Source organism: Ruegeria spongiae (genome assembly GCF_023502395.1).
Classification (GTDB): domain Bacteria; phylum Pseudomonadota; class Alphaproteobacteria; order Rhodobacterales; family Rhodobacteraceae; genus Ruegeria_C; species Ruegeria_C spongiae.
This window is the reverse complement of record NZ_JAMFMB010000008.1, coordinates 103737-121568: the sequence shown is the minus strand read 5'-3', so window position 1 is coordinate 121568 and position 17832 is coordinate 103737. Positions and strand designations below refer to the sequence as shown.

19 protein-coding genes are annotated in these 17832 nt (G+C 60.6%); 6 read left to right on the top strand and 13 right to left on the bottom strand.

The genetic code is table 11. The annotated features are described in order from the left end of the window. Positions 1-98: 98 nt before the first annotated feature. The 6 genes from M3P21_RS08535 to rplO all read right to left on the bottom strand — a co-directional run bounded on the left by M3P21_RS08535 (position 99) and on the right by rplO (position 4787). Positions 99-1115: a DNA-directed RNA polymerase subunit alpha gene (locus M3P21_RS08535; protein ID WP_249708962.1), complete on the bottom strand. Its 1017-nt coding sequence runs from the start codon at positions 1113-1115 to the stop codon at positions 99-101. A 114-nt stretch (positions 1116-1229) separates the two neighbouring features. Continuing rightward, on the bottom strand, positions 1230-1619 hold the full coding sequence (gene rpsK / locus M3P21_RS08530; protein WP_249708961.1) for a 30S ribosomal protein S11: 390 nt from the start codon (positions 1617-1619) through the stop codon (positions 1230-1232). A gap of 14 nt (positions 1620-1633) precedes the next feature. Then, a complete protein-coding gene (gene rpsM, locus M3P21_RS08525) occupies positions 1634-2002 on the bottom strand; it encodes a 30S ribosomal protein S13 (RefSeq protein ID WP_249708960.1) in 369 nt (122 codons plus the stop codon). Positions 2003-2200: 198 nt separating this feature from the next. Further along, a complete protein-coding gene (locus tag M3P21_RS08520) occupies positions 2201-2842 on the bottom strand; it encodes an adenylate kinase (RefSeq protein WP_249708959.1) in 642 nt (213 codons plus the stop codon). Further along, the gene (secY, locus tag M3P21_RS08515; RefSeq protein ID WP_249708958.1) at positions 2839-4203 is read right to left on the bottom strand and encodes a preprotein translocase subunit SecY; all 1365 of its coding nucleotides are present in this window, start codon (positions 4201-4203) and stop codon (positions 2839-2841) included. Before secY ends, M3P21_RS08520 begins: the two co-directional genes overlap by 4 nt. A gap of 110 nt (positions 4204-4313) precedes the next feature. Continuing rightward, a complete protein-coding gene (rplO, locus tag M3P21_RS08510; protein WP_249708957.1) occupies positions 4314-4787 on the bottom strand; it encodes a 50S ribosomal protein L15 in 474 nt (157 codons plus the stop codon). A gap of 365 nt (positions 4788-5152) precedes the next feature. Here rplO and M3P21_RS08505 point away from each other — a divergent pair, with 365 nt between their 5' ends. The 3 genes from M3P21_RS08505 (at position 5153) to M3P21_RS08495 (ending at position 8249) form a co-directional block, all read left to right on the top strand. Continuing rightward, positions 5153-5641, top strand: coding sequence for a CBS domain-containing protein (locus M3P21_RS08505; RefSeq protein WP_249708956.1), 489 nt, complete (start codon positions 5153-5155; stop codon positions 5639-5641). A 30-nt stretch (positions 5642-5671) separates the two neighbouring features. Further along, positions 5672-7036, top strand: coding sequence for an ArsB/NhaD family transporter (locus tag M3P21_RS08500; RefSeq protein ID WP_249708955.1), 1365 nt, complete (start codon positions 5672-5674; stop codon positions 7034-7036). A gap of 985 nt (positions 7037-8021) precedes the next feature. Beyond that, the gene (locus M3P21_RS08495; RefSeq protein ID WP_249708954.1) at positions 8022-8249 is read left to right on the top strand and encodes a hypothetical protein; all 228 of its coding nucleotides are present in this window, start codon (positions 8022-8024) and stop codon (positions 8247-8249) included. On the opposite strand, the gene M3P21_RS08490 is transcribed toward M3P21_RS08495, so the two are convergent. Continuing rightward, positions 8209-9084 carry an SDR family oxidoreductase gene (locus tag M3P21_RS08490; RefSeq protein ID WP_249708953.1) on the bottom strand — a complete coding sequence of 292 codons (876 nt, stop codon included), beginning with the start codon at positions 9082-9084 and terminating at the stop codon, positions 8209-8211. The two genes, M3P21_RS08495 and M3P21_RS08490, sit on opposite strands and share 41 nt — an antisense overlap. An 87-nt stretch (positions 9085-9171) precedes the next feature. Here M3P21_RS08490 and M3P21_RS08485 point away from each other — a divergent pair, with 87 nt between their 5' ends. Beyond that, positions 9172-9807 (top strand): class I SAM-dependent DNA methyltransferase, encoded by a 636-nt coding sequence (locus M3P21_RS08485; RefSeq protein WP_249708952.1) that lies wholly within the window; start codon positions 9172-9174, stop codon positions 9805-9807. Here the strand turns inward: M3P21_RS08485 and M3P21_RS08480 are convergent. From M3P21_RS08480 to M3P21_RS08465, 4 genes are read right to left on the bottom strand one after another with little or no spacing between them, the layout of a single operon-like run. Continuing rightward, positions 9804-10589: a carnitinyl-CoA dehydratase gene (locus M3P21_RS08480; protein ID WP_249708951.1), complete on the bottom strand. Its 786-nt coding sequence runs from the start codon at positions 10587-10589 to the stop codon at positions 9804-9806. The genes M3P21_RS08485 and M3P21_RS08480 overlap by 4 nt on opposite strands. Before the next feature lie 3 nt (positions 10590-10592). Beyond that, positions 10593-12623 carry an acetate--CoA ligase family protein gene (locus tag M3P21_RS08475; protein WP_249708950.1) on the bottom strand — a complete coding sequence of 677 codons (2031 nt, stop codon included), beginning with the start codon at positions 12621-12623 and terminating at the stop codon, positions 10593-10595. 8 nt (positions 12624-12631) lie between these two features. Further along, positions 12632-12913: an Rdx family protein gene (locus M3P21_RS08470; protein ID WP_249708949.1), complete on the bottom strand. Its 282-nt coding sequence runs from the start codon at positions 12911-12913 to the stop codon at positions 12632-12634. Further along, on the bottom strand, positions 12913-14073 hold the full coding sequence (locus M3P21_RS08465) for an acyl-CoA dehydrogenase family protein (RefSeq protein ID WP_249708948.1): 1161 nt from the start codon (positions 14071-14073) through the stop codon (positions 12913-12915). Before M3P21_RS08465 ends, M3P21_RS08470 begins: the two co-directional genes overlap by 1 nt. 174 nt (positions 14074-14247) lie before the next feature. Between M3P21_RS08465 and M3P21_RS08460 the strand changes: the two genes are divergently transcribed. After that, on the top strand, positions 14248-15090 hold the full coding sequence (locus M3P21_RS08460; protein WP_373319978.1) for a GlxA family transcriptional regulator: 843 nt from the start codon (positions 14248-14250) through the stop codon (positions 15088-15090). Positions 15091-15099: 9 nt separating this feature from the next. On the opposite strand, the gene M3P21_RS08455 is transcribed toward M3P21_RS08460, so the two are convergent. After that, positions 15100-16092: a sterol desaturase family protein gene (locus M3P21_RS08455; protein WP_249708946.1), complete on the bottom strand. Its 993-nt coding sequence runs from the start codon at positions 16090-16092 to the stop codon at positions 15100-15102. 5 nt (positions 16093-16097) lie between these two features. Beyond that, positions 16098-16853: a class II aldolase and adducin N-terminal domain-containing protein gene (locus M3P21_RS08450; protein WP_249708945.1), complete on the bottom strand. Its 756-nt coding sequence runs from the start codon at positions 16851-16853 to the stop codon at positions 16098-16100. 105 nt (positions 16854-16958) lie between these two features. On the opposite strand from M3P21_RS08450, the gene M3P21_RS08445 reads away from it, so the two are divergent. Then, positions 16959-17831 carry a LysR substrate-binding domain-containing protein gene (locus M3P21_RS08445; protein ID WP_249708944.1) on the top strand — a complete coding sequence of 291 codons (873 nt, stop codon included), beginning with the start codon at positions 16959-16961 and terminating at the stop codon, positions 17829-17831. Position 17832 lies beyond the last annotated feature (1 nt).

The following is a 17832-nucleotide window of genomic DNA, read 5'->3' as shown; positions in this document are numbered from 1 at the left end:
CTTTTACTTTGTCTGGCCCACGATGCGTGTCAGGGGCTCTCCTTGGGGCGTGTTTGCCCATACATTCCCCGGAGGTCCGGGCATTGGGGAAGACGCGCTTAAAACGCGTCTTCGAATTTCTTCGCCAGATCTTCGATGTTGTCGGGCGGCCAATCCTCGACATCCATGCCGAGGTGCAGACCCATGCCGGACAGCACTTCCTTGATCTCGTTCAGCGACTTGCGGCCGAAGTTCGGGGTGCGCAGCATCTCGGCTTCGGTCTTCTGGATCAGGTCGCCGATATAGACGATGTTGTCGTTCTTCAGGCAGTTTGCCGACCGGACCGACAGTTCCAGTTCGTCGACTTTCTTGAGCAGCAGCGGGTTGAACTCGAGCCCGTCGTCCTCGTCCTGGCGACCTGCCGATTCCGGCTCGTCGAAGTTGACGAAGATCGACAGCTGATCCTGCAGGATGCGCGCGGCAAAGGCCACCGCGTCGTCCGGCGTGATCGAACCATCGGTGTCGATCTTCATGGTCAGCTTGTCATAGTCCAGCACCTGGCCCTCACGGGTCGGCTGCACATCATAGGACACCTTCTTGACCGGCGAATAGATCGCGTCGATCGGGATCAGACCGATGGGCGCATCCTCGGGCTTGTTCTTCTCGGACGAGACATAGCCCTTGCCGGTGTTGACGGTCAGCTCCATGAACAGGTCCGCACCATCGTCGAGGTGGCAAATCACGTGTTCGCGGTTCAGGATCTCGATACCGGCGCTTTCGCTGATGTCGCCTGCGGTGACAACGGCGGGGCCTTTGGCATTGATCGACAGGCGCTTGGGGCCTTCGACTTCCATGCGCAGCGAGACCTGCTTGAGGTTCAGGATGATGTCGGTGACGTCTTCGCGGACACCGGCAACGCTGGAAAACTCATGCAGAACATTGTCGATCTGAACGCTGGTGACGGCGGCGCCCTGAAGCGAGCTCATCAGGATGCGACGCAGCGCGTTGCCCAGAGTCAGACCAAAGCCACGCTCCAGCGGTTCGGCCACAACGGTGGCCTGACGCGCGGGGTCGTTGCCCGGTTTGACGTCAAGCTGGGTCGGCTTGATCAATTCTGCCCAATTCTTGTGGATCATGTAATCCCTCCATTCCTGTCTGCGCCCCATGTCCAACAAGGTGCAGACGCCCGAGGTTCAAAATGACGAACTGGGGCCGTGCCAAAACACGAACCCCAGCAGTAGTTCTGTCGCTTAGACGCGGCGGCGCTTCGGCGGGCGGCAGCCGTTGTGAGCGATCGGCGTCACGTCACGGATCGACGTGATGTTGAAGCCCGCAGCAGCCAGAGCGCGCAGTGCCGATTCACGGCCCGAACCGGGGCCCTGAACTTCGACTTCCAGCGTCTTGACGCCGTGATCCTGGGCTTTTTTGCCCGCATCTTCGGCGGCCAGCTGAGCCGCATAAGGCGTCGATTTCCGCGACCCTTTGAAGCCCATTGTGCCAGCGGACGACCACGAGATCGCGTTGCCCTGCACATCCGAGATCAGGATCTTGGTGTTGTTGAACGTCGAGTTCACATGGGCGACGCCCGTTGCGATATTCTTGCGCTCTTTTTTCTTGGTACGAGTCTTGTCGCGTGCCATCGGTCAGACCCTCCTTATTTCTTCTTGCCGGCAATGGCCTTTGCGGGGCCTTTGCGGGTGCGAGCGTTGGTGTGGGTGCGCTGACCGCGGACCGGCAGGTTGCGACGGTGGCGCAGGCCACGGTAGCAGCCCAGATCCATCAGGCGTTTGATGTTCATCTGCACTTCGCGACGCAGGTCACCTTCGACCGAGTAGTTGGCGTCGATGTGTTCGCGGATGGACAGAACTTCGGCGTCGGACAGCTCGTTGACGCGACGGGTCGCATCGATGCCCACGGCTTCGCAGATCGCGTTGGCCGAGGTGTTGCCGATTCCGGTGATATAGGTGAGGGCGATGGGTACCCGCTTTGCAGTCGGGATGTTTACGCCGGCAATACGTGCCACGTGTCACTTTCCTTTTCGTTGCGGTTCCGTAGCTCCGGAACCTTTTTTCACAACGCTTTACCTTGGCAGTGAGGCCAGAGGGTCCAGCATTTTTTCGAGGTGGTCTTTGGGCAGACGAATCTGCCCGAAGGAATCATGTCCCCTAAGGGATGGGGGTGGGTAGAGGCTTTTGCGGGGATCGTCAACCCCCGCGCGATCTCAACCCAGAATAGCCTCAACCGAGGCAGTGACCTCACTGATATCGGCCAACCCGTTCAGCGGGCGCAGATCGCCCTTGGCGTAGTAATATCCAATCAGCGGCGAGGTTTTTTTGTAGTATTCCATCAGCCGCGTGCGCAGGCTGTCGGCATTGTCGTCGGCGCGGCGAACCATGTTGGTGCTGCCGCAATTGTCGCACTTACCGTCAACTGAAGTTGGCTTGGTCTTGTCGTGATAGACTTCACCGCAATCGCCGCAGGTAAAGCGGCCCGAAATGCGTTGAACCAGCGCTTCGTCATCGACGCGGATCTCGATCACCGTGTGCAGCGATTGGCCCAGCTTGGTCAGCAGCGCAGCCAGCGCGTCGGCCTGCGCCAGCGTGCGCGGGAAGCCGTCAAAGATGAAGCCCGACCCGCTTTGCGTGGTCAGCTGTTCCTCGATCAGGCCGATGACGATCTCGTCGGTGACCAGTTTGCCCGAGTCCATGATCTCGGCCACTTTTTGGCCCATTTCGGTGCCGCTGGTGCGGGCTGCGCGCAGCATATCACCGGTGCTCAGCTGGATCATGTCGCGGGTATCGACCAGATGCCGCGCCTGAGTGCCTTTACCGGCACCCGGCGGGCCCAATAGTATAATGTTCATCGACGCGAGGGTCCCTTCCTGCTGCGTTTCTTGCTTTTGCCACGCAGTTGGGACTTTTCGATAAGCCCTTCATATTGATGCGCAAGCAGATGGCTCTGGACTTGCTGGATCGTGTCCATGGTCACAGAGACAATGATCAGTACCGAGGTACCGCCAAAATAGAACGGAATGGCAAACTGGCCGCGCAGAATTTCCGGCAGCAGGCAGACCAGCGCCAGATAGGCCGAGCCCATCACCAGCACGCGGTTGACCACGTATTCGAGATATTCCGAGGTCTTCTTGCCCGGTCGGATGCCCGGAATGAAGCCGTTCTGCTTTTTCAGGTTGTCCGCCACGTCATCGGGTTTGAACGCGACGTTGAACGTATAGAAATACGCAAAGAACACGATCATCGAGGCGAAGAACAGCAGATAGAGCGGCTGCCCGGGTCCGAAGTTGGCCAGAAGCCAGGACATCACAGGGCCACTGGCCGCACCCGACGAGAACGTCGAGATTGTGACCGGCAACAGCAGCAGCGAGCTCGCGAAAATGGCGGGGATAACACCGGCGGGGTTGACCTTGACCGGCAGATGCGATGAACCGCCGTCATAGACCTTCATCCCCACCTGACGGCGCGGATACTGGATATGGATCTTGCGCAGCGCACGCTCCATGAACACCACGAAGGTGATCGTCACGATCACCATCAGGATCACCGCGATGATCACAGCCGGGCTCAGCGCGCCGCTCCGACCGCTGGCAAGGAATTGCGCCAGCGCGGCGGGAACCTCGGCGATGATGCCGACGAAGATGATCAGCGAGATACCGTTGCCGATGCCGCGCGCGGTGATCTGTTCACCCAGCCACATCAGGAACATGGTACCGCCCACCAGGGTGATCATGGTCGCAAGCCGGAAATAGAGCCCCGGTTCGGTGGCCAGATCGCCCGCCTCCAGCGACACCGCCAGCCCATAGGCCTGCACGGTGGCCAGAGCCACGGTGCCGAAACGGGTATACTGGTTGATCTTCTTGCGGCCCTGCTCGCCCTCTTTCTTGAGTTGCTCAAGCGCGGGCACCATGGCCGTCAGCAGCTGCACGATGATCGAGGCCGAAATATAGGGCATGATGCCAAGGGCAAAGATGCCCATCCGCCCCAGCGCGCCGCCGGTGAACATCGACACCATGCCGCCGATGCCTTGCCCCGCCTGCTCCATGAACTGCTGCAACGCGGCGCCATCGATACCGGGCACCGGAATGAAGGTGCCAAGGCGATAGACGATCAGGAGGGCAAGCGTGAACAGGATGCGGTTGCGCAGATCGGTGGCCTTGCCAAGGGCGGACCAGCTTGTGTTGGCCGCCATTTGTTCTGCTGCTGATACCATTAATCGGTCTCTCTTGTGAAAACGCCGCCCGGAACCGTTTTCCGGCTCGGGCGGCGTCTTTGGAAAACTTGAGGCACTATGTAAGCGGGTCGGTGCCCGCTCACAAGCGGTTACTCTGCCGCAGCAGCGTTTGTGACCTTAAGTGAGCCGCCCGCTTTTTCGACCGCTTCGACAGCAGCCTTGGACGCACCGGTTACTTCCAGGTTCACCTTGGTCGAAATTTCGCCCTTGGCGAGGATGCGGACACCGTCCAGCTTGCGGCGTACCAGACCGCTGGCAACCAGCGCGTCCTCGGTGATGGCCGCCTTGGCGTCCAGCTTGCCGGCATCGACGAATTTCTGGATCAGGCCCAGGTTCACAACGGCAAATGCCTTGCGGTTGGGCTTGTTGAAGCCACGCTTGGGCAGACGCTGATACAGCGGCATCTGGCCGCCTTCGTAACCGTTGATGGCCACACCCGAACGGGATTTCTGACCTTTGATACCCCGGCCACCGGTCTTACCGGTGCCCGAACCCGGACCACGGCCAACCCGTTTGCGGGATTTGGTTGCGCCAGCGTTGTCGCGCAGTTCATGCAGTTTCATATCGCTTCTCCTTCGCCGGATGTGACCCCCGAAGCGTATGGGTCAACCACGGCATTTCTTGATTGTGATTCTCATGACCGTGCGGCCACCGCGCGTGGATAGTCGCAATTCGCCACTGACGCAACACCCGGCTTAAAGTACCGGGCGACGATTCGGTTGCGCGCTATGAAGCGTATGTCCGACCTGACCCGGCGCCAATTCAGCAGATGACAATTATCGGTGCAGCGGTTCGAAAGACGCTGCGTTAAGACTGGTCAAGCGATAGCGTGAATGAAAAGAGGCGCCGGGTGAACCCCGAGCCGGCTGAGCATATACCTCCTGACTGGCCGGATCGCCTTTGAACCGTTCCAACCCCGAGGAAGAGCATGGGTCTGACTTGCTATGATGTGATGGTGCCGCCAGAGGTGCAAAAGACCATCCATCCGGATGAAAGCATCGCCGCCGCATTCAACATCATCAAGGGCAGCCGGGCGCGGTTTCTGCCGGTGGTGGACGGGGACGGAACCTATGTGGGCGTGTTCACCGCGCCCACGCTGCTGAAGCTGATCCTCCCCAAGGCGGCCACGATCGGGCTGAATGACGACGTGATGCGGGTGTCGATCGAGTCGCTGAGCTTCATGAACCTCACGCACAACGATTTCGAACAGCAGCTTGACCGGCTGAAGTCCGAGAAGGTGCGCGACAACATGTCGAGGCCAACCAACATTCCCGTCGCGGCCCCCGACACACCGGTGATGGAAGGCATCTTCCTGATCTACAAATTCAAGCGTCACGTGATCCTGGTCGAACCCGAAACCAATCGTTTCGTCGGCACCGTCAGCGCCAACTCGCTGCTGGATCGCGCCCTGAGCTAACCCCCCCCAAAAAAGACCGGAACCAAATCCTTGGCAGAACATTCTTCGCCACACGGAGAGGCAGCATTCTCCGTTCCCGACCTGTTGGGTATCGATCCGGTTTGGATCGCAACCGGCATTCTGATCCTCGTTTATGCGGTGCTGATCACCGAGAAGGTGAACCGCGCCATTCTGGCAATGCTGGGCGCATCGCTGATGGTTCTGTTCGGCATTCTGAACCAGGAACAGGCGGTCGCGGGCGTCGATGCGAACACGCTGGCCTTGCTGATCGGCATGATGGTGATCGTCGGCATCACCAGCAAATCCGGGCTGTTCCAGTTTGTCGCGATCAAAGCGGCGAAACTCGTCAAGGCCAACCCGACAGGTATATTGATCATGCTGACATTGATAACGGCAGTGTTCTCGGCGTTACTGGACAACGTGACCACGGTGCTGCTGATCGCGCCGATCACGCTGCTGATCACCGAGGCGCTGGAAACCCGCGTATTCCCGTTTTTCATTGCCGAGATTCTGGCCTCGAATGTGGGCGGCACCGCGACGCTGATCGGTGACCCGCCCAACATCATCATCGGTTCGGCCGCCGGGCTCAGCTTCAACCAGTTTGTGGTGAATCTGGCACCGATCTCGGCGATCTGTCTGGTGGTGCTGACCGGCATCATCTACCTGATGAACCGTAAGGAACTGGCCGCCATCCCGAAATCGGCCAGCGCGCGGATCATGGGCTTCAACGAATCCGAGGCGATCACCGACCCGACCCTGATGGTCAAATCCCTGGGCGTGCTGGCACTGGTGCTGGCAGGTTTCACACTGGGCCACGGCTATGGCATCCAGCCGGGTACATCGGCGCTGGCCGGGGCCGGTTTGCTGATGTTGCTGGCATACGGCCATCAGAGCAGCGAGGCGCAGTCGGAATCGGTGCACCATATCTTTGGCGAGGTGGAATGGGTCACCATCTTCTTCTTTGGCGGGCTCTTTGTGATCGTTGCTGGCGTCGAACATGTCGGACTGCTTGAGTTTTTTGGTCAGAAAGTGCTGGAACTGACCCAAGGCGACATGATGTGGACGGCGTTCTTCATCTTCTGGGCGTCGGGCATCCTGTCTGCCATTCTGGATAACATCCCCTTCGTCGCCACCATGATCCCGCTGATCGAATCCACCGCCGATACCTTCGGCGGTCCCGACGCGATCGAGCCGCTCTGGTGGTCACTGGCGCTGGGGGCCTGCCTGGGCGGCAATGGCACGCTGCTGGGCGCAAGCGCCAACCTGACCGTGGCCGCCTTTGCGGAAAAGGCCAAGCAGCCGATCGGCTTCATCGCCTTCATCAAGATCGCCTTTCCGATCATGATCCTGACGCTGATGATCGCCAACGTCTATATCTGGCTGCGTTATTTCTGAACAGAGCGCGGCGGCAGGCGAAAGGCGCGATCCCGATGCCCACCTGACCATTCGCGGGCAGCAGCAAGCAGAGAACTTCCCTCAAATATTGGGGGAAGTCGGTGCTATTCTTTTCTATTTCAAGGTGTTCGCACAGTCGCGCAAAAAATTGCGCCCTTGGCGGAATTGGCCTTTTATTTCCGTTGTTTGCACGGATATGCCGCGTCGGAGGAGGCGTGGCCAAGTGGTCGAATGCGCTCCCCTGTTAAGGGCGCGCGAAGCCTAAAAAATCTAAATAATTCAATCAAGTTAGCTCAGCACATCAGGTAGATCGTGCAATTTTAAGCCAAATTCCCACCCCATAGCTAACACCCACTGGCCAAGCTCTGGCGGAGCCAATTTGGCATAGTGAAAGACCATGTTTGTTTGGCCATCCACCCATTTCGCGAAGCGCCTTCTCGTTTACTGGTCTGGGCCAGAAACACCGTGGTGAATGTATGGCGCAGAATATGGGGGGTCACCTCAGGCCCCAAACTTGCTACCTCCCCCACCCTGGTAAAATCCTTTGCCATTTACCCTCCCCGGTTCGCGCACAAGCGGCAAGGGTTCCCCGCTGGTGTCCGAAATGCTCTTCCGTCTCGTGGCAGCTCGCACATCAACTCCAAACAGATATCCGGTGGAGCAAGCCATCTTGCCCGATAACATGATTTTGCGGCGCCCCTTTCCTCGGCGGTAATACGGATCTGGCCGAGATGCTACCAAACAGCTGGGCTTTTCCTCGAAGCGGTCCCCCATCGCATCCACACGATCCTGACGGATAACGGCATACAATTCGCAGATCAGCCGCGAATCCAAATGACGACCTATTCTCGACCAGCGCGCTTCGACATGATCTGCGAGGTTAACGGGATCGGGCATCGGCCGACAAAACCCAACCACCTGCGACGTTTGATGGATCAGGATTTGATCCAGTGGATCACCCTGCAATTACGGCCAGGTCGAGCGCATGAACCGCGCGATCAAGGGCGAAACCGTAAAGCGGCATCACTACGACAGCCACGATCAACAGCGCAGCCATCTCTCGGGCTTCCTGGTCGCCGTCAACCTCGCTTGCCGTCTCAAGACCCTCAGCAGTCTCGCACCCTGCGAATACAACTGCAATATCTGGGTTTCAGGATCGGGCCGATTCAGTGTCAATCCGATCCACCAGATGCCGGGACAGAATACCTGGTGATCGCCAGAGCTTTCAGCCCCGACCTGTAGTTCGGATAGAGCAGCTTCACCGCCAGCTCCTCCTTTATGCGGGTGTTTCGCACCCGCTTGTTCTCGGAATAGAAACTGCGCGCCATGGGGGTCAGATCGGCCTCATCAAAAGGCACCGCGGGCGGCAGGGGCAGGCCCTGCAACTCGGCAGCATAGGCGATCACGTCCTGTGGCGGAACCGGTTCGTCGTCGCAGACGTTATAGACCGCACCCGGATCGGGGCGCGCCATCGAGGCTTGCAAAACCTGCGAAATATCGTCCACATGGATGCGCGAAAACACCTGCCCCGGCTTGATGATCCGCCGCAGCCCGCCCCGGCGCAGCTTGGAAAACGGTCCGCGCCCGGGCCCGTAAATGCCTGCCAGCCGGAAGATATGCAGCGGCAGGCCCGGTATCGCCGCCCAGTGCCGTTCGGCGGCCAGCCGCCACCGGCCCCTCTCGGCGGTGGGGGCGGGTGGTGTGGTCTCATCCACCCAGTCGCCGCCATGATCGCCATAGACAGCCGTTGTGGACAGGTACCCGACCCACTCGAACTGCCCGGCGCGCGCGGCGATCTCTTCCGCCAGCGCGTTCAGCACCGGGTCGCCGCCGGCATTTGGTGCCACCGAGATCAACAGATGGGTAACGCCCGCGAAATCCGGCTCTGCACCGGGCCAAAGCAGCGGCGTGGCGCCCTGCGCGCCGATGTCTCCAAGCGCGTCCTGCGATCGGGTGGTGCCGGTCACGGCCCAGCCCTGCGGCAACAGGTCCCGCGCCAGCGCCCGCGCCGTGTAGCCATGCCCGAAAGATAACAAAGTTCCTGCCATGCGCCCTTGATGATCCGCAGGCGGGCGGGATGCAAGTATTTGTCATCTTTTCTTGATTCGAATCCCTCAAGGGCTTTTCAATTGGGTATGACCACAAAACCACCTGACCTGCACATCGCCTATAGTTTGAAAACGCCCGAGGATTCGCGGCGGCTCTATGCGGAATGGGCGGACGATTATGACCGGATGTTCGCGCTGAACGAGGATTACCAGTTGCACATCCACACCGCCCGCGCCTTTGGTCGTGCGGGTGGCCAGGGGCCGGTTCTGGATGTTGGGGCCGGGACGGGGCTGTGTGGTGCAGTGTTGGCCGATATGGGCGTCGGACCGATCGACGCCACCGATATCAGCGCCGAGATGCTGAACCGCGCGATGCGCAAGGATGTTTATCGCGACGCCATCGAGGCCGATCTGAACGAAGGCGTGCCGGTGCCGCGTAACAGCTATTCCGGCATCGTCTCATCCGGCACCTTCACCCATGGGCATGTGGGGCCCGAGGCCCTGACCGAACTGCTGCGCATTGCACGACCCGGGGCGCAGTTTGCCCTGTCGATCAACGCCAAGCATTTCGCGACCAAGGGGTTTGCCGAAAAGCTGGACACGCTGGTGCAGGACGCACGGATCGCACAGCCCTCGCTGGTCGAGGTTCGCATCTTCGGCGATCTGGCCACCGGCGAGAACAAGGACGACACCGCGTTCATCGCATTGTTCGAAAAAGCCTAACGCCCCTTCCAGACCGGATCGCGTTTCTCGGCAAAGGCGCGGGCGCCTTCCATCTGGTCTTCGGAGGCATAAAGCGTATCGACACTGCGTAGCTGCCGCTGGGTGATTCGGTTCATGGCGTCCTGAAACTTCGCGTCTTCGGCATCGCGCACGATCTCTTTTATCGCGGCGTAAACCAGCGGCGGGCCACTGGCGAGCAGTTGCGCCAGTTCGCGGGCCCGATCCATCAGCTGATCGGCGGCGGTGATTTCATTCACCAGACCCCAGCGATGCGCCTCTTCCACGTCGAACCAACGCCCGGTCAGCAGCAACTCCATCGCGATGTGATAGGGGATGCGCTTGGGCAGTTTCACGCTGGCGGCATCCGCGACGGTTCCGGACCGGATTTCGGGCAAGGCAAAGCTGGCGTGATCCGCCGCCAGTATCATGTCGGCGCTCAGCGCCAGTTCCAGACCGCCGCCGCAGGCAATACCGTTGACCGCCGCGATCACCGGCTTGTTCATGTCGCGCAGTTCCTGCAACCCGCCAAAGCCGCCGACGCCATAGTCGCCATCGACCGCATCGCCATCGGCAGCCGCCTTCAGATCCCAACCGGGGCAGAAAAACTTGTCACCGCCGCCGGTCAGGATGGCGACCCGCAGGTCGGGGTCGTCGCGGAAATCGCGAAACACCTCGCCCATGATCCGGCTGGTCGCAAGGTCGATCGCATTGGCCTTGGGGCGGTCCAGCGTAACCTCGAGAACAGGGCCATCGCGCTGTGTTTTGACCGGTGTATCACTCATCCTTCACTCCTTCTGCCGCAGCAAAATATCCGCCGCTACTGCATCGTCCGGCGTGCAGATCAACGGATTGACCTCGATCTCTTCCAGATCATTCTGGTGGCACTCGACATACTCACAAATCGCGTGAATTGCCTGTATCAGAGCCTGTTTATCAGCACCTGCCTGCCCGCGATAGCCTGCGATCACCTGGCTGATGCACAACCTGTCCAGCGCTGCCACAATCATGTCGTCACTTGCAGGCAGAAGCAGTGTCACGCTGTCTTGCAGCAGCTCGGTCAGCACACCGCCCGCCGCCAGCGTCAGGACAAAGCCATGCGCCGGGTCGCGCAGCACACCAACCAGCAGTTCGGCAACGCCTCCGGTGATCATTTCCTCGACCAGAAAGCGCGTGGCGGGCATCTGGGCTGCGGTTTCTGCAACCGCATCGGGGGCTCCGAGGTTCAGTGCCACGGCGCCCGCTTCGGTCTTATGCGCCACGCCTTCGCCCTTCAGAACTACCGGAAAGCCAATGCGTTCTGCGGCTAGTATTGTGGCGGCCGCACTATCACAGCGTTCTGATCCCGGCACGCGCAACCCGTGCTGTGCCAGCCGATGCTTGGCCTCGGCTTCGGGGATCAGGACCACGTCCCGCGCCGGGCCGGGCAGCAGGATAGGCGCAGGTTTTGTCGGGCGCGGACGGCTGGCAGCCTCGCACGCGGCGAGCGCCTCATCCAACCCGTGAAACGCGACGATTTCATGCGCTCTCAGGCGTTCGGCAACCTCCTCGGGCATCAGCTCGGGCAGGGTCGCCACCATGGCAATCGGCAGGCCGCTCCGACCCTGCGCGCCGATCACCGCCTCGATGGCACAGTCCCAGTCCCGAGCCGAGCAGCGATCATCGCGAGGGAAGTCCACGACCAGCAGCGTCATCGCCAGACCGGGGTCCAGCATCGCCGCAAAGGCTGCCGTCATTGCCGGGACGTCGCGCCAGACATAGGTGTGATAATCCAGCGGATTGGCCAGCGCCACCATTGGCCCAAGCGCGGCCCGTAGATCGCAGCGCTGACGGTCGTTGAGCGGCGGGAACACCAGATCGCGGCCAAGCGCACTGTCAGCGGCAAGGCTCGCCTCGCCCCCCGAGCAACTGATGGTCGCGATGGTATTAGAGGGCAGCCAGCCGGTCACGTGCAGCAGCTTCAACGTTTCCAGAAACTCGGGCAGAGAGTTCAGGCGCGGGATACCAAGACGCGCCAGCAAAGCCGCCGCCCCCGCATCACCACCTGCCAGCGACGCTGTGTGGGACACCGTCGCGGCACGCGCCTGCGCCGACTTTCCAACCTTGAGCGCCACAACGGGTTTGCCCAATTCCACCGCGCGTGCGGCCATCGCCTCGAACCCGCGCAGATCACCGAAACCTTCGATATGCAGGCCCAGCGCGGTCACCCGGTCGTCTTCCAGCAACGCCGTGGCCATCTCGGCCAATCCGGTCTGCGCCTGATTGCCCGCCGTGACCATATAAGCCAGCGGCAACCCGCGTTTCTGCATGGTCAGGTTGATCGCGATGTTCGAACTTTGGGTCAGGATCGCGACGCCCCGATCCACCGGCTGCATCCCGTGCTGGTCGGGCCAAATGGCCACACGATCCAGCGCGTTGACGAAGCCATAGCAATTCGGCCCGAGGATCGGCATGCCTCCCGCAGCCTTGACCAGCGCGGATTGCAGGTCGGAACCCGACCGATCTTCCGCCACCGCTTCGGTAAAGCCGGATGCGAAACAGATGGCACCCCCCGCACCGCGCGCGTTGAGCGCACTCACGATGTCGATCGTCGCGTGGCGATTGACACCCACAAAGGCCGCATCAATCGGGCCAGGATAGTCTTCAATCCGGCGATAGGAGGGCAACCCCGCAATCTCTTTGCCCGAAGGATGCACGGGAAAGACATCGCCCTCGAAACCGATCCGGCGGGCAGCCTCGACGATCGACGCGCACCACGCACCGCCGCCGATCACCGCAATCGAGGACGGGTTGAGCAAACGGGACAGGTCGCGCACCATCTCCGCCTCTAGGTCCTGTCGAGGTGACCCAGATCGCGCTCGGGTGCGATCCTGTCGCGCAGGCGAGACTTAAGCTCGCGCGCATCCGGGAAGCCGCCATCGCGCTTGCGCTTCCACAGCAGGTGGTCATCGACGCTGATCTCGAACGCACCGCCCGAGGCGTCGGGGATCAGCGTGACCGAACCCAGATCATCACCGAAAGTCGAGAGCAGTTCCTGCGCCATCCAGGACGCGCGCAGCATCCAGTTGCAGCCGGTGCAATAGGTGATGCGGATGTTTGGTTTGGCCATTATGCCCCCAGAGGCCGCAACAGATCGCGGCTGATAATGTGGCGTTGAATTTCCGAGGTACCATCCCAGATCCGCTCGACCCGCGCATCGCGCCAGAACCGTTCGATCGGGAAATCATCCATCAATCCCATGCCACCGAAGATCTGCAATGTCGTGTCGGTCACCCGCGCCAGCGCTTCCGAGGCGTAAAGCTTGGCCGAGGCGATCTCTCGGTTCGAGGGCAGGTCCTGATCCAGCCGCCAGGCGGCGGCCAGCGTCAGCCAGTCCGCCGCGTCAATTTCGGTGATCATGTCGGCGATCTGGAAACCCACGCCCTGAAACTTGCCGATGGGTTGGCCGAACTGCTTGCGCTCGGCGGCATAGTTCAGCGCATAATCGAAACAGCGCCGCGCCCGTCCCACGCTGAAGGCCGCAACCGTCAATCGCGTTGCGTAGAGCCACTTATTCATCACCGCAAAGCCACCATCGACCTCGCCCAAAACCTGCGCGTCCGGCAGTCGGCAATTGTCGAAATAGAGGATGTAGTTCTTGTAGCCCTTGTGGCTGACAGAGTTATACCCCTCGCGCACCTCGAACCCAGGCGTGCCACGATCCACAAGGAATGTGGTGATCCGTTTTTTTGGCCCTTTGGGAGTCTCATCCACCCCGGTGGCGATGAAGACGATGAAGAAATCGGCGTGCTCCGCCCCCGAGATGAAGTGTTTCGAGCCGTTGATCACCCAGTCACCACCATCGCGCTGCGCCTGACATTTCATGCCGCGCACATCCGATCCTGCATCGGGTTCGGTCATGGCAAGCGCATCCATCCGCTCGCCCCGCACGGCGGGCAGCAGGTAGCGGTCGCGCTGTTCACTGTTGCAGGCCATCAGGATGTTCTGCGGGCGGCCAAAGAAATGCGTCAGCGCCATCGACCCGCGGCCCAGCTCGCGTTCCACCAGCGTGAAATCCAGATGACTCAGCCCGGCACCGCCGACCTCTTCGGGGAAATTGCAGGCGTAAAAGCCCAGATCGATGACTTTCTGCTTGATCGCCTCGCCGAGCGCGTGGGGCACCTGTCCGGTGCGTTCGACCTCGGCCTCATGCGGGTAAATCTCGTTTTCCACAAAGCTGCGGACGGTCGAGACGATCATTTCCTGCTCGTCACTCAGGCCAAACTGCATAACACGCTCCGAAAATCCGTTTAGGGGATGGTCGCGTGTCTTGCTGTTGGCATCATGCAGAGTTAGACGTTTTCCATGCAGGAATGGCAAAAATCATCACCACGTTGTCAATCTTTCGGTGTTCTGCTGTTTGATGGCTTTTCCAACCATTGTCTGGCGAACAGTATCGAGCCGTTGCGCGCGGCGAACATGCTGTCGGGCAAGCCGCTTTATGAGTGGCGGTTCCTGTCATTGGATGCCGGACCGGTGACCTCCTCCAGCGGGTTGCGCGTCGCGCCGCATGCGCGGTTGCGCGATGAGGGCGGCGATATGCTGATGGTGATGCCGTCATACGGGTTTCGGAACTACCTGAACTGGCCCATCGGGGCGGCCCTACGCAGCGCGGCAGGCCGGTATTCCGTGCTGGCCGGTCTGGACACGGGCAGCTGGCTATTGGCCGAGGCGGGCCTGCTGAGCGATTGCAAGGCCACCATTCACTGGGAAGAACTGACCGGTTTCGCCGAGCGGTTTCCGGAGACCGCCGTGCTGCGCGAGCGCTTTGTGATTGATGGTAACCGCATCACCTGTTCCGGCGCGATGGCGGCTTTTGATCTGGTCATGCATCTGATCGGGCGTGATCACGGGCAGGCGCTGGCGCTGGAAGTGGCGCAGCTGTTCATGACCCGCGACTCGGCGCGGTCTCATGCGGGCAGCGGCACCAGTGGGCCGGTCAATCGGGCGTTGGCCGCGATGCAGGCCAATCTGGAGCACCCTTTGTCGATCCCGGTCATCGCCGACGCAGCGCAGCTGACGCAGAAAGCGCTTGAGACGCGCATGAAGGCCGAACTGGGCGCAGGACCGGCGCAGGTCTATCGCCGGATGCGGCTGAATCTGGCACGCAAACTGGTCGGCGAAACCGATCTGCCGGTGTCCGAGATTGCTGTGCGCGCGGGTTATGAGAATGCCAGCGCCATGACTCGGGCATTTGGCGGCGAGTTTGGTCAATCGCCGAGCGAGATGCGCAAGATTAGGCACTAATAATGCTATTCAGCCAAACATCCGCTTCTTGCGGGCGCGGGTTTCGGCAGTGGCTTCGGGCGAGCCATTGTGGAAGGTGCCGAACCAGCGGTCCCAGGGCATTTCCTGATTGCCGTAATTGCACTCGTAGTAGCGGTGGTGCAGTTGATGATAGAACGTGCCCAGCGCCAGCCTCCGCTTGTCCCTGATCAGCAGGTCCTCATAGCCGGTGTGGGTCATCGCCGCGCCCGGCCCCTGAAACACGATATGGAAATAGAGGTGAATGGGGTGGCTGGGTACAATCCAATGAATGCACAGCGTGGTGAGATACAGCAGATGCTCGATAGGATGCATCGAAAATCCTGACCACGGGCCGATATTGACGTTGCGGTGATGCAAGGAGTGGACGCGGGCGTAAAGGAAGGGCTGATGCAGCAGTCGATGCACCCAGTAGAAATGAAAGGCCGACCAGATCGGCAGCAGGATCAACCACAGCACGAACCAGATCGGATGCTCGGCAAAGGTGATCACGGGCGCATAGCCGTTGGCCATCATCCACATGGTCACAACCTGAAACCCGGTCAGCTGCAGCACGCCTGACCCCAGCGACCAGAACATGTTGTCATGCACCTGATCGTTGAAATCCCACAGCTTGTTCTTCGTACCCATCGCGCGCCGTTCGAACCTGAGCTTTTTGCCTTGCGCCTTGCGCATGTAGAAATACCAGTGCAGCCCGCCCGAGACGGCAAAGATCATCGCGAAATTCACCAGCCAGACCTTAAAGACCCAACCGAACGCAAATGTGCGGGCAGTTTCGAGCGACGGATAGAAGAACGCCCAAAGCGCAACGGCCAGGGCCAGCATCAGTACGCGCTCGCTGAGCGTCAGCCAGTTCTTGACCAGCCAGCGCGCCAGAAAATCGGGATCAAGTGGCCAGCGAAAGATCGAGGGGTTATGCAGCGGCAAGTCCGGGTGGTAGTTCCACTCGCGGCTCATCTCTTCTTGCTGTGGCGTGCCCGTCATGGCGGTCAACTCGCGTAGGTGGAGCTTTCGCTATCAAGGATGGCCTTGATCTCGCGCAGATGCGCCTCGGCCTGATTGGGATAATCCTCCAGCTCTTGCGCGGTCTTCTCGGCAATCTCGTCGGACAGCACGCGCAGCGTCTGACCGGTTTGCAGCGCACGGATATAGGTTTCTGCCGCGCGTTCGAAATAGTAGAGCCTGTTAAAGGCGTCTGCCACGTCGCGCCCGATCACCAGCACGCCATGATTGCCCATGATCATGACCTGCTTTTTCGGATCGCCGAGCATCGAGGCACAGCGTTCGCCTTCGCTTTCGAAGGCCAGCCCACCAAATTCCTCATCCACCACGTAACGGTTATAGAAGGTAGCGGTATTCTGGTCGATCGGCGGCAGGGAACTGTCGGCCATCGAAGCCAGAACAGTGGCAAAGATCGAATGCACATGCATCACGCAGCGTGCATGTGGGCAGTGGCGGTGGATCGACCCGTGCAGCCCCCAGGCGGTCGGGTCCGGCGCGCCGGGCAGCGCCATCGTCTCGGGATCATTGGCATCCAGCAGCAGCAGGTCCGAGGCTCGGATGCGTCCGAAATGCATCTGGTTGGGGTTCATCAGGAATTGTGTGCCGTCCTCGTTCACCGCAAGGCTGAAATGGTTGGCCACGCCCTCATGCATGTTCAGCCGCACGGTCCAGCGGAATGCGGCGGCCAGATCCACGCGCTCGGGCCAATGATCCATGTTTGGTCGCAGATTGGTAACGCTCATGTCGGTTCTCCCTGTCTTGTCAGAAAGCCTGACCGCGGCGCACAGGTTTGACCAACGAAAAAATCGAACCTATGGCAGTAGCAAAACTTATGGCAAGATTATGCGATGAAGACCGCCCTCCCCCCGCTCGGCTGGCTGCGCACGTTCGAGGCGGCGGCCCGACACCTGTCTTTTACCGGCGCCGCGCGCGATCTGAACATGACCCAAAGCGCGGTCAGCCAGCAGATCAAATCGCTGGAAGGGTATCTGGGCCAGCCGCTGTTTCACCGCAGGCCGCGCGCGCTGGAACTGACCGAAGCAGGCATTACCTATCTGCCCGTGGTGCGCGAGGCGTTTCGCACTTTGCTGCAAGGAACCCGCGCGGTCACCGGCGATCAGCACAACACGGTGCAGGTGCAGAGCAACATCACCTTCGCGGCCAATTGGCTGGCCCCGCGCCTGCCCGATTTTCGCGCCCGCCACCCGCAGGTCCGGCTGAACATCTTCACCGAGTTGTGGGAGCCACGCGAAATGGCCGAGGGTGCCTCGGTCGAGATCAGGTATTCCCTGCGCCCGGCCGATACCGTGCGCACCGAGTTGCTGCGCACCGATCACTATTATCCGGTCTGTGCGCCGGGCTATCCGGTGACGCTGGATACCCTGGCGGATCAGCCGCTGTATGATTGTTCAAATCTGCTGTCGAACTGGGCAAGCTGGGCCGAGGCGAGCGGGCTGCCCTGGCCCGACCCGCCCATCACCTATGCCACCACCTATCTGGTCAGCCTGTCGGTTGCCATGGCAGGCGGAGGTCTATGCATCGCCCATGACACGATCGTCCGGCACCTGATCGACGAGGGCCGCCTTGTTACCCCGTTTGAACACCGCGAACCAATGCCCGAGGCCTATTACCTGCTGCTTTCGCCACAAGCCGAAGAAACGCCGGGCGCACTTGCTTTCGCCGATTGGATACGCCAGGAAATCGCTGCGGAAGCTGGGTGAA